Origin of the sequence: Glycomyces niveus (assembly GCF_017592475.1) — a bacterium.
GTDB lineage: Bacteria > Actinomycetota > Actinomycetes > Mycobacteriales > Micromonosporaceae > Glycomyces > Glycomyces niveus.
In genome coordinates this window covers 178,613-203,737 of the sequence record NZ_JAGFNP010000009.1, presented here as the reverse complement: position 1 = coordinate 203,737, position 25,125 = coordinate 178,613, and the positions used below count along the sequence as shown (strand labels likewise).

The following is a 25,125-nucleotide window of genomic DNA, read 5'->3' as shown; positions in this document are numbered from 1 at the left end:
GTGAGGGCCGTTTCTCGTGCGGCGGTGCACGTGTCAGCGGTACGGAGGGCATGAGGTCACATGTGTGACGTCATATCAGTCCGAATTATGGCATCGCTCCCAGAGCGCGTCAACCATCGATATTCATCAATTTACAGGTTCAGGCGCCGCTCGCGATCTCGAGGACGAGCGCTTCGCCGGGCGCCAGCAGCGGGAGCTGCACGCCCACGTCCGCGAGGACCGAGCCCGGCAGGCGCAGCGCGCCTTGCGAGAGCCACGGCGGCGGGACCTCGTCGAGCCCGCGCGGCGCCTGCAGCTCGGGCACGGGCGCGATCCGGTACCGCACTTCAGGGTCGAGGCCGGGGACGCGGAGCGCGGTGGCGAGGGCGCGGTTCCCGGTGGCGTGCCGGGCGACGCGCACGACCGCGCGGGTGCGGTCCTCGCTCACGACCGCGGTCGCGGTCGTTCCGTCGTCGCCCGTGTCGAAGTGGCTCACGGTGCCGCTGTGGAGGAGCCCGCGGAGGCGGCGGTAGCAGGCGATCGCGTGGCGCAGCCGATCGAGTTCCTCAGGCGTGCACGAGGTGATGTCCCATTCGATCCCGAAGGAGCCGAACAGCGCGGTCGCGATCCGGAAGTCGAGCCCCGAGGCGCGGTGGGTGGTGTGGGCGGTCGGCGGCCCGATGTGGGAGCCGATGAGCTCGAGCGGCAGCAGCAGCTCCGTCCACCGCTGGATGGCAAGGCGCTCAATGGGGTCGTTGGTGTCCGAGGCCCACACCCGGTCGGTGCGGTCGAGCACGCCGAGGTCGACGCGGGCGCCGCCGGAGGCGCACGACTCGATCTCCAGCTTCGGGTGCAGGGCCCGGAGCCGGTCGAGCAGCCGGTAGACCGCCGCGGTGTGCTTGTGGACGTTCGCGCGGCCGTCGTGGACGGCTTCGATGAGGTCGCGGTTCTGGTCCCACTTGATGTAGTCCAGCCCGTATTCGCTCACGAGCGCGGAGATCGACTTCAGCAGGTGCTCGAACGCCTCGGGGCGGGTGAGGTCGAGCGCGTACTGGCCGCGCCACGCCCGCGTCGAGGGGGGCTGGAGCAGCCACTCGGGGTGCTCGCGGACGAGGTCGGAGTCGGGGTTGACCATCTCGGGCTCGAACCAGAGGCCGAACTGCATGCCGAGGGAGCGCACGGTGCGCACGATCGGGTGCAGCCCTTCGGGCCAGACGCCGGGGTCGACGGTCCAGTCCCCGAGCCCGGCGGAGTCGTCGCGCCTGCCGAGGAACCAGCCGTCGTCGAGCACGAACCGCTCGACGCCGATCTCGGCGGCCGTGCGCGCCAGTGCCTCCAGGCGGTCGAGATCGTGCTTGAAGTAGACCGCCTCCCAGGTGTTCAGCACCACGGGCCGCGGCTCGCGCGGGTGCGAAGCGCGGGAGCGGAGGGAGCGGTGGACCCGTTCGCCGAGGCCGTCGAGTCCCTTGTCGCTCCAGACGAAGACGGCGTCGGGCGTGCGGAAGGACTCCCCGGGGGCGAGTTCGATCTCGCCGGGGCGCAGCAGCGGCCCGGCGCCGAGGAGGGTGCGGGCCTCGGGGAGGGCGTCGTGGCGGTAGACGGCGTCGCCGCTCCAGGCGAGGTGCACTGCCCAGACTTCGCCTGCGGCGCTGTCGAATCCGGGGGTGCCGAGGACGAGCGTGAAGGGCGAGTCGTGGCCGGTGCGGCCGCGGCGGGTCTCGCGGACGCGGCTGCCTTGGGCGAGGGGGCCGCGCTGGGGGGCGCGTTCGCGGGTCCAGCGGCCGGTGAAGTCGAGGACGTCGGCGGCCCGGTCGTCGACGGGCATCACCGCTTCGAGAGCGGCCAGTGACAGTGGCTCTTCGGCGGTGTTGACGATCTCGTGGGCGATGCGCAGGACGCCGGCGTCGTCGAGGCGCAGTTCGCTGCGCAGGAGGAGGCCGGGGGCCTCGGCCCGGACGTGGAGGGTGCCGGTGTCGACGTCGGTCTCGAAGCCGGAGTCGGCGACGGTCCATCTGACGTGCTGGATGCGGCCGGCACGGTGGGCGGCGAGGCCGGGGCGGCCCTCCCAGCCGTCGGGTTCGCCCGGGACGAGGGTGAGGGGCCAGGGGGCGTCGAGCGCGCTGGCCGAGACGGAGCGGGTGCGGGCGCGGCGCAGCTGCTCGAAGTCGCCGTGGCCGAGGTCGCCGAGGTCGCGACCCCAGTGCAGCACTTCGGGAAGGCCCTGCTCGGGCAGGTGCACGACCACGGAGACGCCTCCGGCCCAGAGCATCCGGGTCTTGCCGCCTTCGTCAGGGCCGAGGCCCGTGGCGGCGTCGGGCGCCGTGACGATCTGCCGGAGGTGGGGGGCCTCGGCGACGGCTCGCGGTTCGGTCATGCGGACTCCTCGGTGGACGGGTTCGGGGCCGTCCAAGTATCGGCAAGCCAGAGGAGTTTGTCAATTATTGAAACTAAGTTTGGGAGCGCGGATCAGAACCGGAGGAAGTCCCGGATGGCGAGCACGGCCCCGGCCCTGGCCCATTCATCGAACTCGAACGGCTGGATGTCCAGGGCGATCGGCGCCCCGTCCGGGTGGCGGTTGGCCGCTATCGCCGCGTCGAGTTCCTCGCGGGCGAGTTCGGTGACCGCGATGCCGTCGCCGGTGATGACGATCTTTTCGGGGTCCATGGTGTTCGCCAGGGTCGCGGCGAGGACGCCGAGGGCGTGCCCGGCGTCGCGGAACGCCTGCCGGGCGGCGGGGTCGCCGTTCCGGGCGAGCTGGAGGACGCTGGCGTAGTCGAGGCCCGGGGTGCGCAGCGCGCCCACGATGGCCGCATTCGCGAGGTATGCGACGAGGCAGCCGCGGTGCCCGCGGTCGCACCGCGGCCCGGTCGGCTCGACCGGCAGGTGCTCGAGATTGCCGGCCTTGCCGTTGGCGCCGGTCACGACCTTCCCGTCGACCACGATGCCGACGCCGACGCCGGTGCCGACGGTGATGAGCACCATCGACTCGTATCCGGCTCCGACGCCGAACCAGTGCTCGGCGGCGGTCAGGGCGCGCGTGTCGTTTTCGGCGGTGGCGGGCAGCCCCACCCGCTCGCTGACGAGTTCGGCCAGCGGCACCTCGCGCCAGCCGAGGAAGGGCGACTCCAGCAGGATCTGCTGCCCGCCCTTCGACACCACGTCCCCGGCGAGGCCGATCCCGACCGCCTCGATGCCGGGGTGCTCGGCGGCCAGGCGCTCGTAGACGCCGCCGATCTGCGCGACGGCGTCCTCCACCGACTGCGAGACGAGCGGTTCGTCGTAGGCGGCCTGGGCTTGCGCGGCGAGGTCGGTGACGACGGCGAAGAGCCGGTCGCTGGTCAGCTTGACGCCGAGGAAGCGCCGGCCTTCGGGGCGGATGCGCAGGACCTCGCTGGGCCGGCCGGTGGCCCCGCGCAGCTCGAGGGGGCCGTCGGCGATCAGGCCCTGCTCGATGAGCGTGCGCGTGACCCTGGTGAGGCTCGCGCGGGACATGCCGAGCTCCCGGGCTATCTCCGCGCGGGACTTCGGCCCGTGGATCAGCAGCTCCCGCAGGGTGCTGCGCTCCAGGCCGCTGAGCGGGGCCGCGGACGGGCGCCGGTTCTGCTCCATTGCGTCTCCTAGGTTTGTTCACTGACAACGGTATCCAAGGGGGATTCATCAGATCTATGCCCCCGAATGTCGGCTTCCCTGCCGTTTGCCGCCTGACGGTGCGCAACAACTTCGTTTCATTAGTTGACAAACTCGAGCGCGTCTGCGTACCGTACATCGCACCAGGTCAGGCATACACATACCTCTATACGCCCGACCTGCGTCGACTCCCTATCCCTTCGCGACAACGAGGTTCTGCGACATGACCAATCCCTCAGACCAGGCGCCCTTCAAGCGCCGCTCCCTGTTCAAGGCCGCGGGGCTCGGGGCCGCGGGGGCCGCGGGCCTCCCGATCATCGCCGCCTGCTCCGACATCAAGTCCAACAGCGGCTCCACCCAGGACAGCAAAGGCTTCGACTTCCTGCCCACCCACGAGGACTGGCCGCTGCCGGTCCAGCCCGACCTGGTCGGCGAGCCGCCGCACCACCCGTCCGCGTTCACCTCGTACCCCACGCCGGTCCAGGCCATCACCGACCTGCCTTCCGGCAAGGGCACCTACGAGATCACCATTCCGTGCTGGGGCACCCCGCCCGCGCAGGACGACCCCTACTTCGCGAAGGTCGCCGAAGCCTGGGGCGGCACCACGGTCAAGATCCGCCAGGGCGACGGCATGACCTACGGCGACACGGCCGTCCAGTGGGTCAAGGCCAACGAGTACGGCGACGGCATCCAGCTGTTCAACTACATGACCGGCTCCTTCGCCAACTTCCAGGAAACGGTCGTCAACTCCTTCTACGACCTCACCGAGATCGTGCAGGGCGACATCGCCGAGCGCTGGCCGCTCCTCGCCGCCCTCCCGTCCGACTCGTGGGGGCAGGCCGTGTGGTCCAAGGACCCGAACGACCCCGAGACCGCGGGCATCTACGCCATCCCCATGACCTACAGCGGCGGCCAGGGCAACGGCATCCTCGCCCGCACCGACCTCCTGGAGGCCGAGGGCCTGGCGATGCCGACCACGGTCGAAGAGCTCCTCGAGGTCTCCCGCGCCTGGACCACCAACTCGAGGTGGGCTTTCGTGGGCCTCGACTGGTTCATCGGCCAGTGGTTCAACCTCGGCGGCGTCGACGGTTGGAACTGGGACCCCGACCAGAAGAAGATGATCAACAACATCGAGAAGCCCGAGTTCACCGAACTCATGGAGTTCCGCCGCACCCTCTGGGACGAAGGGCTCATCCACCCCGACGCGCCGACCGGCACCCTCGACGCCGCCGCGATGCAGGAGGCCGGGCAGGTCATGTTCACCCAGGACAACCTGGTCCGCTGGAACGACTACAACCTCAAGGTCAAGAACGGCCAGGCCGAGGGCGCGGTCGCCCCGCTTCCGCCGCTCGCCGCGAAGGGCCGCACGCCCATCGTGCCGCTCTCCGCCGGGATCGGCGGTTGGACCTTCCTCAACAAGGACCTCTCCAAGGAGCAGGTCGAGGAGATCCTGGACGTCGCGAACTGGTGCGCCGCCCCGTACGGCACCACGGAGTACCAACTGCTCCAGTACGGCGTCGAAGGCGAGCACTTCGAGCTCGACGCCAGCGGCAACCCCACGTACATCGGGGCGGGCCCCGAGGTCGTCCAGGGCCCGGTGAACTTCAAGGCGTTCGCCCAGGTCGACACGTTCCTCACCGGCGACCCGGACATGGTCGCCGCGCGCTTCGAGTACAACGCCTCGATCCAGCAGTACGTCGTGGAGCCCCCCTTCCAGGGCGTCCGCATCGAGGCCCCCGCCGCTGCGAAGGCCGCCGGCACCACCCTGTGGGACCAGCAGTCGGACATCGCCTACGGGCGCGCCGAGCTCTCCTCCATCCCGGAGATGGTCGAGACGTACTTCAAGAACGGCGGCGAAGAGGCCCGCAAGCACTACACCGACGCATACCTGGCCCTCTACGGCGACGAGTAGCGACCTGGTCGGGGGGGCCCCCCCGGCCCCCCCCCCCCCCCGGCCACCGGTCGACAAGACAGGGAAAACAAGCGAAGGGAAAACACCCCCCACGCACCCGTGCCCCCCGCGGGGCCCTTGTGCCCCCGGGGGGGGGCGCCCCGCCGGGCCCCCCCGACCGCCCATGCAACGGATCTACACGACTGGAATCTCAAGCGATGGCAACACTCCAGAGCACGGCACCACCGGAAGCGGACGAGGCCCCCCGCCCGCCCGTCGTCAGACGCAAACGGACGGTGGCCCAGCGTTTCCGCCACGACTGGCCACTCCTGCTGCTCGCCCTCCCGGTGGTCGCCCACCTGATGATCTTCCACTACTGGCCCTCGCTGTGGAACATCATCGCGTTCATGGACTACAGCCCCTACCGGCCGTTCTGGGAGAACCCGTTCGTGGGCTTCGCGTGGTTCGAGCGGCTGTTCAACGACCCGTACTTCACGCCGGCGCTGCTCAACACCCTCAAGTTCGCCGCGCTCAACCTGCTGTGCATGTTCCCGCTGTCGGTCGTCCTGGCCCTCGCGATGAACTCGATCATCTCCCTCAAGGTCCGCTCGACGTTCCAGTCGGTGGTCTACCTGCCCCACTTCTTCTCCTGGGTGCTGGTCGTGACCGTGTTCGTCCAGGTCCTCGGCGCCGACGGCCTGGTCTCGAACTGGATCATGGACGGCGGCGGCGAGCGGCTGAACTTCACCTCGAACCCCGACACCTTCCTGTTCCTGGTCTGGCTGCAATGGGCCTGGAAGGACGCGGGCTGGGGCATGATCATCTTCCTTGCCGCGCTCGCCTCGATCAACCCGAGCCTCTACGAGGCGGCCGCCTCCGACGGCGCGGGACGCTGGCGCCGCATGTGGCACATCACCCTCCCGGGCATCCGGCCGGTCATCATCCTCCTGCTCATCCTCCAGATCGGCGGCATCCTCTCCGTCGGCTTCGAGCAGTACCAGTTGCAGCGCCAGGCCGTGGGCTACCAGGCCACCGAAGTGCTCGACACGTACGTGTACTACCAGTCGATCGTCGGCAACCAGGGCGAGTCGTTCGGCACCGCCGCGGGATTGTTCAAGGGCGTCATCGGGCTGATCCTCATCCTCGTCGCCAACAAGATCGCGCACCGCCTCGGAGAGCAAGGGATCTACCAGAAGTCATGACCGCCATCAACGTCAAGCCCCAGCGCCGCAACAAGAACCGGCCCATCTGGGACGAGGAGCCCTCGCTCGCCGGCAAAGCCGTCAAGTTCATGTTCATGGTCTGCTACGCCGCCGCGATCGTCCTGCCGATCTGGGCGGTCCTCGCCACCAGCTTCGCGAGCGAGGACGCCCTCAACCGCGCCGGCGGATCCCTGCTCATCCTGCCCACCGAGGTCTCGGCGCAGGCCTACCGCGAGATCTTCTCCGGCGGCGCGCTCACCGACTCACTCGTCCTGACCCTGACCCTGACGTTCGTCGGCACCGCCATCAGCCTGGTGCTGACCATCTGCGGCGCCTACGCGCTCTCGCGGACCGGGTCGCTGCTCCACCGCCCGATCCTGTGGCTCATCCTGCTGACGTTCCTGTTCGGACCGGGCATGTACCCCTCGTTCCTGGTCGTGCAGCAACTGGGCCTGTTCAACTCCTACTGGTCGCTGATCCTGCCCGGGGCCGTGGGCACGTTCAACATCATCATCCTGCGGGCGTTCTTCATGAACTCGATCCCCGGGGAGCTCTTGGACGCGGCCCGCATCGACGGCGCGGGCGAGTTCCGCATCCTGCTCACCATCGTGCTGCCGATGTCGAAGGCGATCCTGGCCGTCATCGCCCTGTTCTACGCCGTGGGCTACTGGAACATGTACTTCCAGGCCGTGCTGTACACCCCGGGCCTGGAGACCCAGCCGATCCAGGTCGTGCTCCAACGCATGCTCATGTCGACCCAGGGCCTGCCCGAAGGCGCCCAGGCCACCGCCCAGTACCAGGCCCGCGGCGAGTCCGCGCCGACCGCCGCGCTCAAGATGGCCGTCGTCGTCTGCACGATCATCCCGATCGTGCTCATGTACCCCTTCATCCAGAAGCACTTCACGAAGGCCGTCATCACCGGAGCCGTGAAGGGTTAGACCCGCGGACTGTGAGGGTTCCGTGAGGGGAGGGCGTCCGGATCTGTGCCGGGCCCGGACGCCCGTTAACCCCTTGTCCTCGCATCGCCCCGCCGCATTGCAAGACCGCAAGTCCCTCAATAAACACAAAGGAGCAACACGTGCGACGACGCACATTCGCCGCCACCGCAGGCGCGGCCGTGGTCGGGGCCGGAGCCCTGTCCATCCCCCTCATCGCGGGAGCGGAAGAGCGCAACCAGCAGGGCCGCGACGCCTACACCTGGAAGAACGCCGTCATCAACGGCGGCGGTTTCGTCCCGGGCATCATCTTCAACGAGACCGAGCCGGGCCTCATCTACGCCCGCACCGACATCGGCGGCTGCTACCGGTGGCAGGAGGACTCCCGCACCTGGACGCCGCTGCTCGACTGGGTCGGACGCGACAAGTGGGGCTACTCCGGTGTCGTCTCGATGGCCACCGACCCGGTGGACACGAACCGCGTCTACGCCGCCGTCGGCACCTACACGATCGACTGGGACCCCAACAACGGCGCGATCCTGTACTCCGACGACAAGGGCGCGTCCTGGGGCATCGCGGAACTGCCGTTCAAGCAGGGCGGCAACATGCCCGGCCGCGGCATGGGCGAACGCCTCGCGGTCAACCCGGCCGACAACGCCGAGCTGTACCTGGGCACCCCCAGCGGCAACGGGCTGTGGCGCTCGAAGGACTACGGCCGCACCTGGGGCAAGGTCGAGGAGTTCCCCAACCCCGGCAACTTCGTCATCGACCCGAACAACGCGACCACGTCGGACAACCAGGGCGTGATCTGGATCGACTTCGACCAGATCGGCGGCAAGATCTACGTCGGCGTGGCCGACCCGGCCGACCCGCTGTACGTCTCCGAAGACGGCGGCGCGACCTGGACCGCGGTCCCCGGAGCGGTCGAAGCGCTCGGATCCGCCTCCGGGAACCGCACCATCCCCACCCAGTCCGCCGTGGACAACACCAACGGCTACCTGTACATCGTCACCAGCCACGACCCCGGCCCGTACAACGGCGCCCCGGCCTCGGGCAACGGCGGCAAGATCATGCGGCTCGCCACCCAGACCGGCGAGTGGACCGACGTCACGCCCACCTACAACCCCCGCGGGGTGATCCCGGGCTTCGGCGGGATAACCGTCGACCGCCAGAACCCCGGCACTCTCATGGCGGCCACGCGCAACAACTGGTGGCCCGACGAGATCCTGTACCGCTCCACCGACTCCGGCGCCACCTGGTCCCTCAGCTGGGACTACGCCGAAGGCCAGGACCGCCACGACCGGTTCGACATGGACAACTCCGGCAGCCCGTGGCTGTCGTGGGGCGGCACCGACAGCGGTCCGGCGTACGCGGTCAAGCACGGCTGGATGATCGACGCCCTCGCGATCGACCCGCACGACTCGGGCCGCATCATGTGGGGCACCGGCGCGACCATCTGGGGCACCGAGGAACTGACCCAGTGGGACTCGCAGGGCGAGCTCATCGGCGAGGAGAACGGCCAGCGCGTCGCGCTCCCGGTCGAGAAGTTCACCGTCGGCGTCCGCGCCGAAGGCGTGGAGGAGTGCGCGACACTCGACCTCGCGGCGCTGGGCGGGACGCTCGTCTCGGCGATCGGCGACGTCGGCGGGTTCGTCCACACCGACCTCGACCGGGCCGAGCCGATGATCCCCACGGGCTGGTCCACCGGCACGAGCGTCGACTTCGCGGCGTCGGACCCGGACATCGTGGTCGGCACCGGCAACGTGCACGGCAACGAGAAGGGCCACGTCGGCGTCTCCACCGACCGCGGCAAGACCTGGAAGAACGCCGCGCGCGTCGAGGGCGTCCCCGGCGACGGGAACGGCGGCACCGTCGCGGTCACCGCCGACGGGTCGGCGATCCTGTGGACGCCGGGCGGCGGCCAGGTCGCGCCGGTGTACAGCAACGACCTCGGCGAGACGTGGATTCCGGTCGAGGGGCTTCCGGTGGGGGCGAAGATCCGCTCGGACCGGGTCAAGGCCTCGGTCCTGTACGCGTTCTCGGGCGGCACGTTCTACCGCAGCACCGACGGGGGCAAGACCTTCGCCGACACGGGCGCGACCGGCCTGCCGAGCGGCGCCGTCGAGGACTTCCGGGCCGTCCCCGGCAAGAAGAACCACGTCTGGCTCGCCGGGCGCGGGGACGACAAGGAAGGCATCCCCGGCGGCATGTGGCGGTCCAAGGACGGCGGCACCACGTGGAAGCAGATCACCGTGTTCGAGACGGCCGACTCGGTCGGTTTCGGCAAGGCCGCCAAGCGGTCCGGTTACCCGGCGATCTTCACGTCGGCGCTGAAGGGCGGCAAGGCGGCGATCTACCGCTCGACCGACGGCGGCAACCGCTGGGTCCGCATCAACGACGACGAGCACCAGTGGGCGTACTCGGGGTCGGCGATCACGGGCGACCCGCAGATCTACGGCCGCGTCTACCTGACGACGAACGGCCGCGGCATCATCTACGGCGACATCGCCGGCTAGCGGCGGCTCAGCCTCGGCCGGAGGCAGTGCGCGCGGGCAGGACCCTTATCGGTCCTGCCCGCGTCATTTGCCGTCCCCACCGTTGTCCGCTACAACGGCCAGTGGATCGTCTACATGACGACCGCCGACACCGACGGCGCGTGGGGCCTCGCCATGACCACGTTCTCGGACTGGTCGCAGGCCGGGAGTGCGCCGCAGCGGTTCCTCAGCGACAACCCGAACCTCAAGGGCTGGTACACCGCCGCGCCGCAGCTGTTCTACTTCGCGCCACGCGACGAGTGGTACCTGGTCTACCAGACCGGCCCGCCCTCCTTCTCGGTCAGCAAGAACCCGGCCGACCCGATGAGCTGGTCGGCGCCCAAGCAGTTCATGGACACCGGCGGCCTGCCGCTGCTCGACTACTGGAACATCTGCGACGACCGGATGTGCTACCTGTTCTCGGCCGACGACGGGGGCCGCGTCTACCGGGCCGAGACGACCGTGGGCGAGTTCCCGAACGGGTTCCGCAACAACAGGGTCGTCCTCCAGGACCCGGACACGAAGCAGCTCTTCGAGGGCGGCGCGGCGTACAAGGTGGACGGCGCGAACCAGTACCTGCTGATCTGGGAGGCGGGCGACTCCGACTGGAGCCGGTACTACCGGTCGTTCACCTCGACGAGCCTGGACGGCCCCTGGCAGCCGGCGGCCGCCTCCGAGTCGAACCCGTTCGCCCACACCGACAACATGTCATTCCCCAATGGATCGTGGACCGAGCACATCAGCCACGGTGAGCTGATCCGCTCGGGTTACGACCAGCGGATGACGATCGACACGTGCAACCTGCAACTGCTGTACCAGGGCCACGGACCGGTCCCGCCGGACACGCCGTACTCGCAGATGCCGTACCGGCTCGGCCTCGCCACGCAGACGAACGCGAACTGCGGCGGCGGCACAGGGACGGGCCAGCTGGTCGGAGCGAACTCGGGCAAGTGCCTCGACGCGCCCGCGCAGACGGACGGCACGCAGGCGGTGATCTGGGACTGCAACGGCCAGGCCAACCAGCGGTGGACGCTCTCGTCCAGCGGCGAGCTCTCGGTGACCTCCGGGACCTCGCGCAAGTGCCTGGACGTGCAGGGCGGCGGCACCGCCAACGGCACCGCGGCGGTCCTGTGGGCCTGCCACGGCGGGTCGAACCAGCGCTGGACGCTGAACGGGGACGGCACCATCAGGTCGGCCCAGTCGGGACTGTGCCTCGACGTCTCGGGCTGGGGCACGACCAACGGCACCAAGGTGCACCTGTGGTCGTGCACCGGCGGCGCGAACCAGCAGTGGTCGCTCCGTTAGGAACACATGGAGCCCGCCCCGCGCGGTGCGAGGGGCGGGCTTTCTCGTTCCCGTCGGGAGCGAGGCGGCGAGCACGTCCGCCCGGCTGCGGGTGATGAGCGCCTCGCTTCAGCGCTCCTTCAGGTTCGCCCCGTTAGCGTCGAAACCGGGGGGCCTTTCCCAGCTGCCTGTGGCGTGCCCGTGGTCGGCTCGCTTCCCCTGCGCTGCTCGGGCTAGCGGCCCAGCCAGCCGCCGTCGACGGGGATGACCGCGCCCGAGACGTAATCGGACGCGGGGCTGGCGAGGAACACCGTGGCCCCGGCGAGGTCGCCGGGGCGGCCCCAGCGGCCGGCGGGGATGCGCTCGAGGATCGCCTTCGAGCGGTCCGGGTCGTCCTGCAGCGCTTGGGTGTTGTCAGTGGCGATGTAGCCGGGGGCGATCGCGTTGACGGTGACGCCGCGGCCGGACCACTCGTTGGCCAGCGCGCGCGTGAGCCCGGCGATGCCGTGCTTCGCGGCGGCGTAGCCGGGAACGTTGATGCCGCCCTGGAAGCTCAGGAGCGAGGCGGTGAAGACGATCTTGCCGCCGCCGCGCTCGAGCATCGACCGGCCGACGGCGCGGGTGAGCGCGAACTGGCTGGTGAGGTTGACCTGGAGCACTTCGTCCCAGTAGGCGTCCGAGTGCTCGGCGGCGGGGGCGCGGCGGATGGTGCCGGCGTTGTTGACGAGGATGTCGACGCCCTTGCCCGCCAGGGTGTCGGCGAGGTCGGCGACGGCTTCGGGGTCGTTGAAGTCGGCCGGGATCGCCTCGAAGCGGCGGCCGAGGGCGGTGACGCGCTCGCCGATGGCGGAGCCCTCGGTCTCGATGGTGGCGCTGACGCCGATGACGTCGGCCCCGGCGGCGGCGAGGGCTTCGGCCATGGCGAAGCCGATGCCGCGCTTGGCGCCGGTGACGACGGCGAGGCGGCCGGTCAGGTCGAAGGGGTTCATGCGGTCTCCTGGCCGGCTTGGACGTCGATGAGGATCTTCATGGCGTCGCCGCCGGTGAGGTCGTCGAAGGCCGACTGGACGTCGTGCAGGGGCACGGTCTTGGTGATGAGGGCGTCGGCGGGGATCGCGCCGGTGGCGAGGAGCGCCACGGCGGTGTCGAAGTCGTCGCGCTGGTAGACGCGGGCGCCGAGGAGGCGCAGTTCGCGCCAGAAGACGCGCTGGAGGTTGATGGGGCGGGGTTCGGGGTGGATGGCGACGACGACGAGGGTGCCGCGGACCTTGGCGTAGTCGACCGCGCCGAGGACGGCCGCGGCGGCGCCGGAGACTTCGAAGACCACGTCGGCGCCCGCGCCGCCGGTCCACTCCTCGACCCAGGCGACGGTGTCGTCGCGGGGGTCGAGGACGGTGTAGCCGAGGTCGGCGATGGCCTTGCGGCGCTTGGGGTCGAGTTCGATGACGACGACTTCGCCGCCGAAGGAGCGGGCGACGGCGGCGATGAGGACGCCGATGGGGCCGCCGCCGATGACGACGGCCTTCTGGCCCTTCTCGAGTTCGGCGCGGCGCACGTCGTGGACGGCGACGGCGGTGGGCTCGACGAGGGCGGCGTGCTGGAGGGAGAGGCTGGCGGGCAGGGGCACGAGGAGGTTGGCGTCGACGTTCCAGCGGCCTTGGAGCGCGCCGGGCGAGTCGATCCCGACGAAGTCGAGGTTCTGGCAGATGTGGCTGTTCCCGGCGCGGCAGGCGGGGCAGGTGCCGTCCCAGGCGAGGGGCATGACGGTGACGGGGTCGCCGACGTTCCAGCCGTCGACGTCGTCGCCGAGGGCGGCGATGGTGCCGCTCATCTCGTGGCCGATGACGGCGGGGGTGGCGACCCGGGCGTCCATGTGGCCGTTGAGGATGTGGAGGTCGGTGCCGCAGATGCCGTTGTAGGCGACGGCGATCTGGACCTGTCCGGGGCCCGGGGGCGCCTGCTCGGCGGCCCCCACGGCCATGGTCCGGTTTCCGGCGTAGTGTGCGGCGAGCACGGGCGCCTCCCTCGATTGTCGGACGATCGGTCGCGGATGAGGATTCCACACATCGACGCGAAGCGCAATCGTTTGATCATCGCTTTTTGCGGTAGGCGATACTTGGCGGATGGCGAAGCTCAGTGATGTGGCGGCCCGCGCGGGCGTCTCGGTGTCGGCGGTCTCGAGGGTGCTCTCCGGCGACCCGTCGGCGCGGCTCAGCGCGGCGACCCGAGAGCGGGTGCGCCAGGCCGCCGCCGAGGTCGGCTACCACCCGAACTTCGCAGGCCGGGCGCTGAAGCTCGCGCGCACCGATGTCATCGCGCTCATCGTCCCCGATGTGACGAACTCGCTGTTCGCCGAGCTCACCCGCGGGGTGGAGGACGAGGCGGTGGCGCAGGGCTGCGTCATGCTGCTGGCCCGCACCGAGGACATGCACCCGGGCGGGCGGATGTTCGACCGGCTCGTGGGCGAGGGCCGGGTCGACGGCATCGTGCTCCAGCCGCGGGACGGCGCCGACCCCGAGGAGCTGGCGCAGTCGGTCGGCGAGCGCGCCCCGCTCGTCACGATCCACCAGAAGATCCCCGGCGCGAGCTCCGTGGTGGCGCCGGACGCGCTCGCGGCGCGCCGGGCCACCGAGCACCTGCTCGCCCTGGGGCACCGGCGCATCGGCTTCGCCGGGGGCCTCGCCGCGTCGCCCACCGCGCAGCGGCGCGCGGACGGGTTCCTCAAGGCGCTCTTGGAGGCCGGCCTGCCCGGGGAGCCCGGGCTCGTCACCTGGCGCGGTTACCGGGAGGCGGACGGCCGGGCCTCGGCCGCCGAGCTGCTGGCCCTGCCCGAGCCGCCCACGGCGATCGTGGCCGCGAACGTCAACGCCGCCGTGGGCGTGCTCGCCCAGGCCCGCGCGCAGGGCGTGGCGGTGCCCGGGGAGCTCTCGGTGGTCGCGATCCACGACGCGTGGACGGCCGAGCACACCTGGCCACCGCTCACCTGCGTGCGGATGCCACTCTACGAGCTCGGCCGCACCGCGGCGGCCGCGCTAGCCGAGGTCATCGCGGGCGGCCCGGTCACGCACCGGAGCGTCGAGGAGCCCGGACCGGTCCTCGTCCCGCGCGCCTCCACGGCCCCGCCGCGGGGCTGACCGGAGCGGCCCCGTTGCGCCGAGCGCTCGCGAACGCTATCGTCTGCATTTGATCAATCGTTTGCGCAAGGTGCCGCACCCCTTGCGCCCGACCCGCGCCGACCGAGCCTCCCTCCGCATAGGAACCCGCATGACCTTCATCGACGCCGTCGAGACCCACGACGTCCGCTTCCCCACCTCGCTGACCATGGACGGCTCGGACGCGATGAACAAGGACGGCGACTACTCCGCCGCCTACGTCATCCTCCGCACCGACGACCCCGCGCTCTCCGGCCACGGGTTCACCTTCACCATCGGCCGCGGCAACGACATCGTCACCGCCGCCGCGCTCCAGCACGCCGTCAAGCTCATCGGCCGCGACCTCAAGGCGATCGCCGCCGACCCCGGCGCGCTCTACCGCGAGCTCCAGTCCGACTCGCAGCTGCGCTGGCTCGGCCCCGAGAAGGGCGTCGTCCACATCGCCTTCGCGGCGGTCATGAACGCCGTCTGGGACCTCATCGCGCGCGCGGCGGGCAAGCCGCTGTGGCGCCTGCTCGCGGACATGACCCCCGAGCAGCTGGTCGACGCCGCCGACCTCCGCTACCTCTCCGACGCGCTGACCCGTGACGAGGCCCTGGAGATCCTGCGGGCGCAGGAGCCCACCCGGGCCGCCCGGATCGCCGAGCTCGAGGCCCGTGGGGGCTACCCGTGCTACACCACCAGCGCGGGCTGGCTGGGCTACAGCGACGACAAGCTGCGCCGCCTGCTCCAGGAGGCCGTCGACCAGGGCTACCGCCACGTCAAGCTCAAAGTGGGCGCCGACCTCGAGGAGGACCGCCGCCGCCTCGCGATCGCCCGCGAGGTCATCGGCTGGGACGCCAAGCTCATGATCGACGCCAACCAGGTGTGGGACGTGCCCCAGGCCATCGACTGGGTCAAGGCCCTCGCCGAGTTCGAGCCGCACTGGATCGAGGAGCCCACCAGCCCCGACGACGTGCTCGGCCACGCCGCCGTCCGCCGCGCGGTCGCCCCCATCGGCGTCGCCACCGGCGAGCACGGCATGAACCGGGTCCTGTTCAAGCAGATGCTGCAGGCCGAGGCGCTCGACTACCTCCAGCTCGACTCCGCCCGGCTCGCGGGCGTCAACGAGATCATCGCGGTCTACCTGCTGGCCGCCAAGTTCGGCGTCCCGGTGTGCCCCCACGCGGGCGGCGTGGGCCTGTGCGAACTGGTGCAGCACCTGTCCGTCTTCGACTTCGTGGCCGTCTCGGGCACGTTGGAGGACAGGGTGACCGAGTACGTGGACCACCTCCACGAGCACTTCACCGACCCGTGCCTGGTCGAGGACGGCAACTACCTGCTCCCGGCCCGGCCCGGCTACTCCGCCGAGATGCACGCGGCGTCGATCGAGGCGTACTCCTACCCCGACGGCGACTACTGGAAGCACCGCTCCGCGGCCTGAAAGGACCCCATGCTCACGTACGGCCTCATCCACCCGCCGCTCCTCGCCGCGCTCGCCGCGGCCGGGCACGGCTCCCGCATCCTCATCGCCGACGGGCACTACCCGTGCTCCACGCACGCCAACCCGGCGGCCGCGCGGATCCACCTGAACCTCCGCCCCGGTCTGCTCGACGGCGACCAGGTCCTCGACGCGCTCCTCGACGCCGTCCCGATCGAGCACGCCGTCGTGATGGACTCGGAAGGCGCGCCCGTGCCCGCCCACGACGGCTACCGGGCCGCGCTCGGACCGCACGTCCCGGTCGAGGCGGTCGAGCGGTTCGCGTTCTACGACCTCGCGAAGACCGCGGACACCGCCGTCGTCATCGCCACCGGCGACCAGCGCCAGTACTCGAACCTGCTGCTCACCATCGGCGTCGCGGGCGTGACCCCGCGGTAAGGCCTGCAGGACGCGGTGCCGCCCCTTGTGGAGGCGGCACCGCGCTTTTCCTGGAGGTGTACGGATTCAGGGCTCAGTCCATCAGTCCGGCGAACATGTTCCGGAAGTCCTCGTCGGTGTACTCCGAGGCCATCGTCAGCGTGTCCCCAGAGGACGAGTAGTAGATCGTGTTGTAGCTGCCGTCGAGCCGGTTCGGGCATGCGCGGCCGATCTCCCGGGCGTAGTCCGCGACGACCTCGCCGGTGCGCAGCGAGTACGCCTTGATGGTGAAGCGGTGCGCGAAGAACCCGGCCCAGAACGTGTTTCCCGAGGGCGCGCGGTACATGCACGACTTCTGGAACTCGCCGACCTCGGCGTCCACGCAGACGACCAGCGCCGTCTCGTCCGCGGTCTCGGCGATCCACGAGTCGGGGAAGCCGCGGCCCTCCGAGCCCCAGCCGCCGAGGAGCTGCATCGGGTGCGGGCCGGCGCCGTCGGCGGCCGGAGCGCCCCGGTACGCAACGGGGTCGGTGCAGTAGGAATCCGAGGCGAGGATGCCTTCGGCGGCCCGCCCGGCGAACTCGTGGTCGGGGTAGGCGGTGAGGAATTCGCGGTAGAGGCCGGCCGCACTGCCGAGGTCGGATTCGTTCCACTCGTCGGCGCAGCCGAGCAGCCGCAGCGGCACCTGGTCGGCGGCGGCCGCGATCGGCGCGGTGATCGCCTCCGCCTCCCATTGCCGGTCGGCGAGCCAGTGGTCCACGGCGTAACCGGTGCACGGCGACGGGGCCGCTTCGAGGTCGGCCATGAAGCCTTCCATGGTGTCCCGCACGGCGCCCGACTGGTCGGGGTGCGATTCGAGCGTCTCGGTGAGCTGCGCGAAGGCCGCTTCGAGCGTGGTCGGATTCGGCGTGCGTTCGAGGAGGGCGGCCTGGAGCAGGAACTCGGCGCGCTTGGGTCCCGCGCCGTCCCACAAGGCGCCGGGGTGGTCGAGGTAGGTCGAGAGCGTGATGGCTGCCGCCGAAGGCGATGCATCGCCTTCGGCGAGCGCGGAGAGGAGCAGCGCGCAGGCGTCGCCCTCTTCCTCGCCGCGCTCCACGATCGGCCCGAACGCGACCCGGTGGACCGCATCGAGGGTGCCGAGGGCGGCTTCGGCCTCGGCGCAGTCGCCCCGGGTGTGGGCGGTCTCGGCGTCGTGGACGATCCACCACGCGTCGAGGCGGAACCAGCCCACGGTGAGCGGGACGAGCGCGGCGGCCGTCAGCGCCCACACCCGCAGCCGCCGCGCCGGATCGGGCTCGACGAGGTCCACCAGCGGTACGGGACGCTCCCGGCGGGTGAGCCACCACGCGTGGAGGATCATCACCAGGCCCCAGGCGGGCAGCAGGTACCGCCACAGCGGGTTCTCGGTCTGGACCGCGGCCGACCACGCCAGGAACCCCGTGCCGCACAAGGCCAGCGCCGCGAGGATCGGGCGGCGCATGAGCATGTAGCCGAGGCCGAGCATGGTCGCGTTCCCCGCGACGGCCGCCACCGGGTCGGTCGCCCGGCGCGGCGGCGCGGGACGCCGGGGCGCGGGCGGCGGTGGCGGGAAGGCGGCCGGCACGGGCGCGTTCGGCGGCACGAAGGCGGGCGGCCCTGACGGAAGCGCGTTCGGCGAGAACGCGGGAGGCGGAGCGCTCAGCGGGAAGACCGGCGCCGGGGTGCTCGGCGGCACGAAGGCGGGCGGCGCGCTCGGCTGCGCAGCGGCGGGCGGCGTCGCGCTCGGTGGGACCGGCGGGGGCGGGCTCGGCGGCGGACCGGGCGGCGCCGGCTCGTCCGGCGGGACGGCAGGTGCGGGTTCGGGGTACATCGGAGCGCTCCTCGGGGCGTCGGGACCGTCCCAGTGGACCACCGATCCCTCGGGACCGGTCCCGGCGGCGAGACCGGATCAGCGGTTTCCGCGCACCGCGCGGCCGGCCGTGGCACGATCCGGACTGGACAGGAAACCGGACATTCCCGCACGGGAGCCGGCCGCGCACGAGGGAACGGGAGACCCATGAAGCGGAACAGGAAGAAGGCGCTGGCAGTCGGGGCCGCGGCGACGGCGGTCGCCGCCGCGGGGGCGGCGGTCGTGGTCGCCGCCAGGATCAGCCGGACGGGGAACGTCGGGCGGGTGCGCCTGAACAAGTTCGACCGCTGGTTCGACACGCTCGACACCGAGGGGAACGACTACATCACCGAGGCGAACCTGGCCGAGGCGGCCGCCCGCGTCCTGGGCGCCCGCGGCGTCCCGGTCGACAGCCCGATGGGCCTCGAACTGCGCGAGGCCACCAGTCGGCTGTGGACGGAGTTCATCGCCCCGAAGGCCGTCGGCGACGAAGGCCGCGTGGGCCGCAAGGAGCTGCGCCGCGCGCTGGCCGAGCACATGCTCACCGACCAGATCGCCGCGGCCGCGAAGCTCGCCTCGATCGCGGACGCGTACTTCGCGATCGCCGACGAGAACGGCGACGGGCTCATCAGCTCCGGCGAGTTCGTGCAGCTCCTGCGGAACTGGAACGGCGTGGACTACCAGGAGAGCCACCGCGTGTTCGAGCACCTGGACACCGATCACGACAACCGGATCTCGCCCGACGAGTGGCGCAGCGCGATCTTCGGGTTCTTCCTCGGCAGCGAGCGGAACCATCCGGTGAACGACCTCATGGGCAAGGTCGGCAGCCCGATACTGGCCCCGGCCGACTTCTAAGGGCGGCAAGGTCAGTCGACGCTCGGGGCGGCGCCGGACGGCGCCGCCCTCAGCGGTCCCCGTAGAGCGCTTCGAGCTCGCGGCGCAGCAGCGGGTCCGACTCCGCCTCGACCCGCTTCAGGAGCCGGTCGGCCTCGGCGAGGGTCACGGCATGCTCCCAGCGCCGCCGGAAGAGGTAGGCGTCGAGCGCGCGGTGCCGCCGGCAGAAGTGGTCGAGGTTCTTCATGAGCTGGGCGCGCATGATGCGCGACGCCACCGCGGGGTCCGGGTCGGCGAGCGGGTGGATCTGGTGGTAGTTGACGGCGTCGGCGTCCACCGAGAAGCGGACGCCGAGGCGGTGGAGCCGGTAGCTCAGGTCGGTGTCCTCGAGCCCCCAGCCGGTGAAGGTCTCGTCGAAGCCCCCGGCCGCGGTGATCGCGTCGCGGGCGACGCCGAGGTTGGCGGTGGTCGCGAGCGCCCAGCCGAACCGGAAGTCGTCCAGGCCGGTCCCGTACTCCTCGACGATCGCGTGGTAGTTGTCGGGCTCGTCGCCGAGGGCGGTGCCGCCCTTCTCGACGGGGGCGAGCACGGCTTCGGGGTCGGCGGCGAGGTCGCCGGGGGCGAGGAGCCTGATCGGCGCGTTGAGCCGCTCGGCGGAGCCCACGCGGTCGGCGAGGCGGAGCAGGTCGTGCTCGCTGACGGGGAGCACGCCGGGCCGCCACCAGGTGAGGGCGCGGCGCTTCCAGCCGATGACGCCCTTGCCGTCGGCGGTGGCGGCGACATGCGCGGCGACGAATTCGGGGGCGGCCATGCGGTCGTCGTCCATGAACACGACGAGGTCCCCTTGGGCGCGTTCGAGGGCGGCGTTGCGGGCGGCGGCGCGGCCGCGGTTCTCCTGCACCACGAGGGTGATCGCGATCCGGTCGCGGAGCTGGTCGGTGATGTCGGCGACGCCGCCCGCGGTGCCGTCGTCGCATACGACGACTTCGAACCGCGTATAGGTCTGGGCCAGTAGGGATTCGAGGGTGAGCGCGAGGTATTCGCGCTTGTCGCAGGTCGCCATGACCAGACTGACCGGGGGGTTCACTGCCATCCGAGCCTCCATCGGGTCTCGCCGTCGAGGTCCACCATGTCGTGGATGTCGCCCGCGAGCGCGGTGCGCGGCGGGGCGGGGTCGCTGCGGGGGCGTGCGATCACGGGCACGGGTCCCTTGGGGGCCATCATGAGTCCGACCTGGCGGGAGACGACCGCGCCGGGGGCCGGGTCGAGGCGGTAGCGGCCGAGGACGGCGGCGAGCACGGTCTTCATCTCGAGGTCGGCGAAGGCCGCGCCGATGCAGGCGTGCGGGCCCGCGCCGTAGGGCAGGTACTCGTAGAGGCTCGGTCTGGCGGTCGCCCAGCGACCCGGTCGGAACCGCAGGGGTTCGGGGAAGACCGCGGGGTCGCGGTGGGTGGCGAACTTGCTGGTGACGATCTGGCACCAGGCGGGGATCTCGTGGCCGCCGATCGCGGTGGGCTGCACGGCGATCCGGGAGGTGTTGGGGCCGGGCGGGAGGAGCCGCAGAGTCTCTTTGAGGACGTGGTCGAGGCTCGCCGGGAACGTGAAGTCGGTGCCGGGCTGTTCGGGGAGGTCGGCGAGGAGCTCGTCGTACTCGGCGGGGTGCTGGGAGAGGAGCAGGAGCGTCCAGGCGAGGGTATTGGAGGAGGTCTCGTGCCCGGCGACGAGGAGGGTGGTGAGCTGGCCGACGAGCTGGTCGTCGCTGAAGCCGCGACCGTCGTCGCGGGCGTCCATGAGGGACTGGAGGAGGTCGGGCCTGTCGCCGCCGGCGCGACGGGCCTCGATGATGTCGGCGAGGGCGTCGTCGAGGCGGCGGATCACGGTGAGGAGCCGCCGGTAGGGGGTGCCAGGGAGGTCGAACGGGAAGTACCGGATCGACGAGGCGAAGTAGCGAAGCGCGAGCATGTCCTGCACCATGCGTCCGATGTGGTCGGCGCGGTCGGCGATGTCGGCGCCGAAGAAGCACAGGCAGGCGATCCGCAGGGTGAGGCGGCGCATCCGGTCGGTCAGGTCGAAGGGCTCGCCGGGGGTCCACGAGTCGACTTCCTCGGCGGCGAGGCGGGCGATCAGGCCCCGATGCGTCAGGGCCGCTTGGGGTTTGAAGGAGGGGGTGGCGACGCGGCGGGCCTGCCGGTGCTCGGGGCCGTTCATGTTGAGCAGGCCGATGCCGCGCCTGGCGTCGCGGATGCCCTGCGGGATCGCGTATTCGAGCACGGTGTGGAAGGTGTCGCCGCGGGTGAGCACGGCCCGGTTGTGCTCGAGCCCGAACGCGAAGACCTGCTTGCGGTCGCCTTGCACGAGTCCGGCGACGGGACCGTGCTCGTGGTACAGGCGCGCGGTGTAGCCGACGGGGTCCACGGCGTACTCGTGGGCGTTGCGCCGCCGCCCGAGCCAGCGGTGCGGGGGCGGCCCGGGGACGGTCACCGTTCGTGCCATTCAGCGTGCGGCCGTTCGATGTCGGCGGCGGCACCGTGCTCGAACGCGGCGGCGGCGAGGCGGCCCGCGCTGCCGCGCAGCGCTTCGACGGCGGTCATCGGCAGGTAGCGGCGGAACAGCCCGGGGAACGCGGTCGCGAACGCGGCCTCGGCGAACGGGCCGGGCCGGGTCTCGAGCGGTCCGGGCTGGACGAGTCCGAGCGCGAAGTGGACGGTCCAGTACTCGAAGAGCGCCAGTTCGCTCACCGCCTGCGTCAGGGGCGCGCCGACTTGGGCGAGGTCGGCGCGGAACCGGTCGGCGAGGTCGGCCTTGCGGAACCCCTCGGGCAGCCGCGTGTCGCCGAAGTCGCCGAGCCAGGTGTAGTTCTGGGGCGTCTCGCCGCAGTAGAACCATTCGGCGTGGACGCGCATCCAGGACGCGTACGGCAGGCGGGTGAGGCCGGTCCCGGCCACGGGCGTCTCGAAGTCGAGGTCGGCCCCGGCGGGCGCGGTGCAGACCGACAGGCGCGGGCCTTGGAAGCCGTTGGCGGTCAGGCTCAACCGGTCGTCGTGCTCGAGCAGGTTCGGGACGGTGACGACGTTCGCGATCCCGTTGCCGCGCAGGTAGTCGACGAGCGCGTGGTCGTCCGCCCCGCCGGTGTCCTCGACGGCCGCGAACGCCAAGGCGGTCTCGCGCGGCAGGACGAGCCCCTGGGACGGGGTGTACATGTCGACCGCGCGCGCCCAGGCCCAGCCGCGGCGGGCCGCGGCGCGCGCGAGGGTCGCGCTGCGCGAACCCCACTCGCAGAACAGGCTGATCGCGTCGGCGGGCCGCGCGGCCACGGCGCGGTGCATGAGCGCGGGGAAGCCGTCGCAGGGGACGACGTCGTCTTGGAGCACCAGGTGGTGGGTGGCGTCCTCCCCCACCGCGGCCCAGGCGCGCAAGGCGTTGGCGAGGTTGCCCCGGCCCGGCTCGCCCTCGTCGACGACGATCGCCGGGTTGAGCCCCGGCAGCGACTCGGCGAGCTTGGCCGCGCGGTCCTCACGGGCCGGATGGGTCATGATCGCCGTGGACAGGCGGATCTCAGCGCGCATCGACGCCTCCCGTGGCGCGGCGCAGCGCGACGGCCCGCTCGACGGCGTCGAGCATCGCGCCCGCGCCGTCGGCGGCCCGCAGCACGTTCGCGAACCCGGTGTGGGCGGCCCGGTCGGCGCGCAGCGCGGCCCGGATCGTCTCCGCGACGGTCTCGACCGGATCGTCTTCGGCTACAACGGCACCGAGGCCCAGACCTGCGACGCGGGCGGCATTGCCGCGCTGCTCGGCCGAGGCCGGCACGAACACCAGCGGCGTCGCGCACAGCAGGCCTTCGATGAGCGAGGAGTGTCCGCCGTGGACGACGGCGGCGGTGCTGCGCGCCATGAGATCGACCGCGTCGTGGCGGAACGCCGCGATGTCGAGGTCCGCGTCGCCCGCGGCGGCGCGCACCTGCTCGGCGAGCGCGTCGCTGCCGGGCCCCTCAACACCGAGGGTCACCGCGAGGCGCACCCCGAGGCCGCTCGCGGCGGCCACGATTCGCAGCAGGTCCTGGTCCCCCGCGCCCGAACCGCCGAGCGTCACGTTCAGGACCGGTTCGCGTTCGGCGGCGACGGGCTGCTCGAGCAGGTCGCGCGGGACGAGCGGGCCGACGTGCCGGATCTCGGCGGTCAGCCCGGCCACGAGCGCGGCGGTCTCGGCGGGGATGTCCGCGAGCGGGTCGAGCAGCGCGAGGTCGGGCACGAGCACCGCGTCGCCGAGCGGCCGGCGGTGCTCCGGGGCGATCCCGACCTGCGCCAGGGTCGCCAGGATCTCCGGGAGCACGGCGTGCATGGGGTGCTTGAAGAGCCGCAGGTTGTGGCAGGTGAAGCTCGGCAGGCCGCGCATGGACGCCGCCACGGAGGCGGTGTTCCGCATGTCGCTCACGACCGCGTCGGGCGCGAAGTCGGCGATCGCGCGCAGCTCGTCGCGCAGTGACGCCTCCACGTACTCGGGGCTGGCGAGCCGCGTGCGGGCGAACGCGCGCAGGCTCGCGACGTCGTTCATGCCGCGCCAGGCCGGGGCGGGCCCGATCTCGTCGACGCCGATCCAGTCCAGCCCCGCGTGCTCGACCAGGTGCCGCACCTCTTCGTGGGCGGCGACGGCCACAGTGTGCCCGGCGTCGGCGAACCGCCTTGCGGCCGTGCGCATGCGCGTCACGTGCCCGAGGCTGGAGCGGCTGAAGGCGACGAACAGCACCCTCAGTGGACGGGATTCGGTCATTGCGCAACTTTCTCCATGGCGAGCGCGCTCGGGGCGCGCACGGCGACGACGAGGCCCGCGAGCGCGAACACGCCCAGGGTGGCCAGTGCCCATCGTGGACCGGCGAGCTCGGTGAGGGCTCCGCACAGCAGCGTACCGAGCGGCACCGAGCCCCAGACGATCATGCGGCCCATGGCGTTCACGCGGCCCTGGAGCCGCTGCGGGGTCGCGGTCTGGCGCACCGAGATGCCCACGACGAGGAAGCAGGTGTGGACGGCGTTCCAGCACGAGAGGAGTGCGGCGGCGGCCCACCACGACGGCGCGGCCGCGTAGGACAGCAGCAGGACCAGGTCGAGCCCGGTCATCCAGCGGGCGGCGGGGATCGGCGGCACGTGCTTGAAGCGGCGGGCCGCGATCGCCCCGATGAGCGCGCCGACGCCGGAGGCGGCGACGATCCACGCCACCCGGTAGTCGTCGCTCGGGAGGCCGAGCGCCCGCGAGGCGAACACGACGAGCATCCCGTAGACGGCCCCGGCGCTCACGCCGACGCCCACGTTGACCGCTGTGTAAGTTCGCAGGAGCGGATGGGCCGCAAGGTATTTGACCCCGGCCCAGACCGCGCCTCTCTCGGGTCGGGACGGTCCTGTCGCCTCCGGGGCGTGCCGGATCGCGGCGACGAGCACGGCCGAGACGAGGTAGCAGCCCGCGAGGGCCGCGAACGTGGGGCCGAGCCGGAGCGAGTCGAGCAGGAAGTAGCCGACCGGGGCCGCCACGGCGGTGAGGACCGTGGTGGTCATCCACAGATGGCTGTTCGCGCGGAAGACCCCGTCGGTCCCGGCCAGCGCGGGGACGAGCGCGGCGCTGGCGACGTCGAACCACACGTACGCGGTCGCGGAGGCGAACCCGATGGCGCACAGCACGAGCGGGCCCGCGCCGACGGTGGCGGCGAGGAGCGGCACGCACAGGAGCACGGCGGCGTTGGCGACCTCCATCGCGGCCATGACCCGCACCGGCGAGGAGCGGTCGACCGCGGCGCCCGCGACGAGTCCGAAGAGGAGGAACGGGAGCACGTTGGCGGCGGAGGCGAGCGCGGTGAGGACCGCCGACCCGCTCTCCTGGTAGACGTAGAGCGGCAGCAGCACCCACGAGGTCGCGTAGGCGACGGTCGAGGCGAACTTGCTGCCGATGAGGAGGCCGAGCCCGCCGGTGCGGGCGGGCGCGTCTGTCGCGGTCACCC

The 25,125-nt window shown here is 71.6% G+C and carries 19 protein-coding genes; 9 read left to right on the top strand and 10 right to left on the bottom strand.

Annotated elements, in window-relative coordinates:
• Positions 1-139 precede the first annotated feature (139 nt).
• Both J5V16_RS16705 and J5V16_RS16700 read right to left on the bottom strand, forming a co-directional pair.
• Positions 140-2,353 carry an alpha-galactosidase gene (locus tag J5V16_RS16705; protein WP_208497603.1) on the bottom strand — a complete coding sequence of 738 codons (2,214 nt, stop codon included), beginning with the start codon at positions 2,351-2,353 and terminating at the stop codon, positions 140-142.
• A gap of 92 nt (positions 2,354-2,445) precedes the next feature.
• Entirely contained in the window at positions 2,446-3,588 is a 1,143-nt protein-coding gene (locus J5V16_RS16700; protein WP_208497601.1) for an ROK family transcriptional regulator, read from the bottom strand.
• Between the two features lie 241 nt (positions 3,589-3,829).
• Here J5V16_RS16700 and J5V16_RS16695 point away from each other — a divergent pair, with 241 nt between their 5' ends.
• The 5 genes from J5V16_RS16695 (at position 3,830) to J5V16_RS16675 (ending at position 11,473) form a co-directional block, all read left to right on the top strand.
• Positions 3,830-5,518 carry a type 2 periplasmic-binding domain-containing protein gene (locus J5V16_RS16695; RefSeq protein ID WP_208497599.1) on the top strand — a complete coding sequence of 563 codons (1,689 nt, stop codon included), beginning with the start codon at positions 3,830-3,832 and terminating at the stop codon, positions 5,516-5,518.
• A 197-nt stretch (positions 5,519-5,715) separates the two neighbouring features.
• Positions 5,716-6,699 (top strand): ABC transporter permease, encoded by a 984-nt coding sequence (locus J5V16_RS16690; RefSeq protein ID WP_208497596.1) that lies wholly within the window; start codon positions 5,716-5,718, stop codon positions 6,697-6,699.
• Positions 6,696-7,637, top strand: a complete 942-nt coding sequence (locus J5V16_RS16685; RefSeq protein ID WP_208497594.1) for a carbohydrate ABC transporter permease — start codon at positions 6,696-6,698, stop codon at positions 7,635-7,637. The genes J5V16_RS16690 and J5V16_RS16685 overlap by 4 nt, the downstream gene beginning before the upstream one ends.
• Before the next feature lie 140 nt (positions 7,638-7,777).
• Positions 7,778-10,150, top strand: coding sequence for a sialidase family protein (locus J5V16_RS16680; protein WP_208497592.1), 2,373 nt, complete (start codon positions 7,778-7,780; stop codon positions 10,148-10,150).
• A 54-nt stretch (positions 10,151-10,204) separates the two neighbouring features.
• Positions 10,205-11,473, top strand: a complete 1,269-nt coding sequence (locus tag J5V16_RS16675; protein ID WP_255537471.1) for a non-reducing end alpha-L-arabinofuranosidase family hydrolase — start codon at positions 10,205-10,207, stop codon at positions 11,471-11,473.
• Between the two features lie 212 nt (positions 11,474-11,685).
• Here J5V16_RS16675 and J5V16_RS16670 read toward each other — a convergent pair whose 3' ends face one another.
• Both J5V16_RS16670 and J5V16_RS16665 read right to left on the bottom strand, forming a co-directional pair.
• Positions 11,686-12,441 (bottom strand): SDR family oxidoreductase, encoded by a 756-nt coding sequence (locus J5V16_RS16670; RefSeq protein ID WP_208497589.1) that lies wholly within the window; start codon positions 12,439-12,441, stop codon positions 11,686-11,688.
• A complete protein-coding gene (locus J5V16_RS16665; protein ID WP_208497587.1) occupies positions 12,438-13,466 on the bottom strand; it encodes a zinc-dependent alcohol dehydrogenase in 1,029 nt (342 codons plus the stop codon). Before J5V16_RS16665 ends, J5V16_RS16670 begins: the two co-directional genes overlap by 4 nt.
• A 109-nt stretch (positions 13,467-13,575) precedes the next feature.
• Between J5V16_RS16665 and J5V16_RS16660 the strand changes: the two genes are divergently transcribed.
• From J5V16_RS16660 to J5V16_RS16650, 3 genes are all read left to right on the top strand, one after another.
• Positions 13,576-14,586 (top strand): LacI family DNA-binding transcriptional regulator, encoded by a 1,011-nt coding sequence (locus J5V16_RS16660; protein WP_208497585.1) that lies wholly within the window; start codon positions 13,576-13,578, stop codon positions 14,584-14,586.
• 130 nt (positions 14,587-14,716) lie between these two features.
• Positions 14,717-16,027: an L-fuconate dehydratase gene (locus J5V16_RS16655; RefSeq protein ID WP_208497584.1), complete on the top strand. Its 1,311-nt coding sequence runs from the start codon at positions 14,717-14,719 to the stop codon at positions 16,025-16,027.
• Between the two features lie 9 nt (positions 16,028-16,036).
• Positions 16,037-16,462, top strand: coding sequence for an RbsD/FucU family protein (locus J5V16_RS16650; RefSeq protein ID WP_208497582.1), 426 nt, complete (start codon positions 16,037-16,039; stop codon positions 16,460-16,462).
• 73 nt (positions 16,463-16,535) lie between these two features.
• Here J5V16_RS16650 and J5V16_RS16645 read toward each other — a convergent pair whose 3' ends face one another.
• A complete protein-coding gene (locus tag J5V16_RS16645; protein WP_208497580.1) occupies positions 16,536-18,290 on the bottom strand; it encodes a hypothetical protein in 1,755 nt (584 codons plus the stop codon).
• 186 nt (positions 18,291-18,476) lie between these two features.
• Between J5V16_RS16645 and J5V16_RS16640 the strand changes: the two genes are divergently transcribed.
• Entirely contained in the window at positions 18,477-19,163 is a 687-nt protein-coding gene (locus J5V16_RS16640) for an EF-hand domain-containing protein (RefSeq protein WP_208497578.1), read from the top strand.
• 49 nt (positions 19,164-19,212) lie between these two features.
• Here the strand turns inward: J5V16_RS16640 and J5V16_RS16635 are convergent, their stop codons facing one another.
• From J5V16_RS16635 to J5V16_RS16615, 5 genes are read right to left on the bottom strand one after another with little or no spacing between them, the layout of a single operon-like run.
• Positions 19,213-20,235 carry a glycosyltransferase family 2 protein gene (locus J5V16_RS16635; RefSeq protein ID WP_208497576.1) on the bottom strand — a complete coding sequence of 341 codons (1,023 nt, stop codon included), beginning with the start codon at positions 20,233-20,235 and terminating at the stop codon, positions 19,213-19,215.
• Complete coding sequence (locus J5V16_RS16630) at positions 20,226-21,635, bottom strand: cytochrome P450 (RefSeq protein ID WP_208497575.1); 1,410 nt, start codon at positions 21,633-21,635, stop codon at positions 20,226-20,228. The genes J5V16_RS16635 and J5V16_RS16630 overlap by 10 nt, the downstream gene beginning before the upstream one ends.
• Complete coding sequence (locus J5V16_RS16625) at positions 21,620-22,708, bottom strand: hypothetical protein (protein WP_208497573.1); 1,089 nt, start codon at positions 22,706-22,708, stop codon at positions 21,620-21,622. Before J5V16_RS16625 ends, J5V16_RS16630 begins: the two co-directional genes overlap by 16 nt.
• Positions 22,698-23,909, bottom strand: coding sequence for a glycosyltransferase (locus tag J5V16_RS16620; protein WP_208497571.1), 1,212 nt, complete (start codon positions 23,907-23,909; stop codon positions 22,698-22,700). The genes J5V16_RS16625 and J5V16_RS16620 overlap by 11 nt, the downstream gene beginning before the upstream one ends.
• Positions 23,906-25,123, bottom strand: a complete 1,218-nt coding sequence (locus tag J5V16_RS16615; RefSeq protein WP_208497568.1) for an MFS transporter — start codon at positions 25,121-25,123, stop codon at positions 23,906-23,908. Before J5V16_RS16615 ends, J5V16_RS16620 begins: the two co-directional genes overlap by 4 nt.
• Positions 25,124-25,125 lie beyond the last annotated feature (2 nt).

What these genes read in the sequence shown, in the direction of transcription:
- J5V16_RS16685 (WP_208497594.1), top strand. Translation starts at nt 6,696, where the DNA reads ATGACCGCCATCAACGTCAAGCCCCAGCGCCGCAACAAGAACCGGCCC.
- J5V16_RS16670 (WP_208497589.1), bottom strand. Translation starts at nt 12,441, where the DNA reads ATGAACCCCTTCGACCTGACCGGCCGCCTCGCCGTCGTCACCGGCGCC.
- J5V16_RS16640 (WP_208497578.1), top strand. Translation starts at nt 18,477, where the DNA reads ATGAAGCGGAACAGGAAGAAGGCGCTGGCAGTCGGGGCCGCGGCGACG.
- J5V16_RS16690 (WP_208497596.1), top strand. Translation starts at nt 5,716, where the DNA reads ATGGCAACACTCCAGAGCACGGCACCACCGGAAGCGGACGAGGCCCCC.
- J5V16_RS16635 (WP_208497576.1), bottom strand. Translation starts at nt 20,235, where the DNA reads ATGGCAGTGAACCCCCCGGTCAGTCTGGTCATGGCGACCTGCGACAAG.
- J5V16_RS16645 (WP_208497580.1), bottom strand. Translation starts at nt 18,290, where the DNA reads ATGTACCCCGAACCCGCACCTGCCGTCCCGCCGGACGAGCCGGCGCCG.
- J5V16_RS16650 (WP_208497582.1), top strand. Translation starts at nt 16,037, where the DNA reads ATGCTCACGTACGGCCTCATCCACCCGCCGCTCCTCGCCGCGCTCGCC.
- J5V16_RS16620 (WP_208497571.1), bottom strand. Translation starts at nt 23,909, where the DNA reads ATGACCGAATCCCGTCCACTGAGGGTGCTGTTCGTCGCCTTCAGCCGC.
- J5V16_RS16705 (WP_208497603.1), bottom strand. Translation starts at nt 2,353, where the DNA reads ATGACCGAACCGCGAGCCGTCGCCGAGGCCCCCCACCTCCGGCAGATC.
- J5V16_RS16630 (WP_208497575.1), bottom strand. Translation starts at nt 21,635, where the DNA reads ATGGCACGAACGGTGACCGTCCCCGGGCCGCCCCCGCACCGCTGGCTC.
- J5V16_RS16660 (WP_208497585.1), top strand. Translation starts at nt 13,576, where the DNA reads ATGGCGAAGCTCAGTGATGTGGCGGCCCGCGCGGGCGTCTCGGTGTCG.
- J5V16_RS16695 (WP_208497599.1), top strand. Translation starts at nt 3,830, where the DNA reads ATGACCAATCCCTCAGACCAGGCGCCCTTCAAGCGCCGCTCCCTGTTC.
- J5V16_RS16655 (WP_208497584.1), top strand. Translation starts at nt 14,717, where the DNA reads ATGACCTTCATCGACGCCGTCGAGACCCACGACGTCCGCTTCCCCACC.
- J5V16_RS16700 (WP_208497601.1), bottom strand. Translation starts at nt 3,588, where the DNA reads ATGGAGCAGAACCGGCGCCCGTCCGCGGCCCCGCTCAGCGGCCTGGAG.
- J5V16_RS16625 (WP_208497573.1), bottom strand. Translation starts at nt 22,708, where the DNA reads ATGCGCGCTGAGATCCGCCTGTCCACGGCGATCATGACCCATCCGGCC.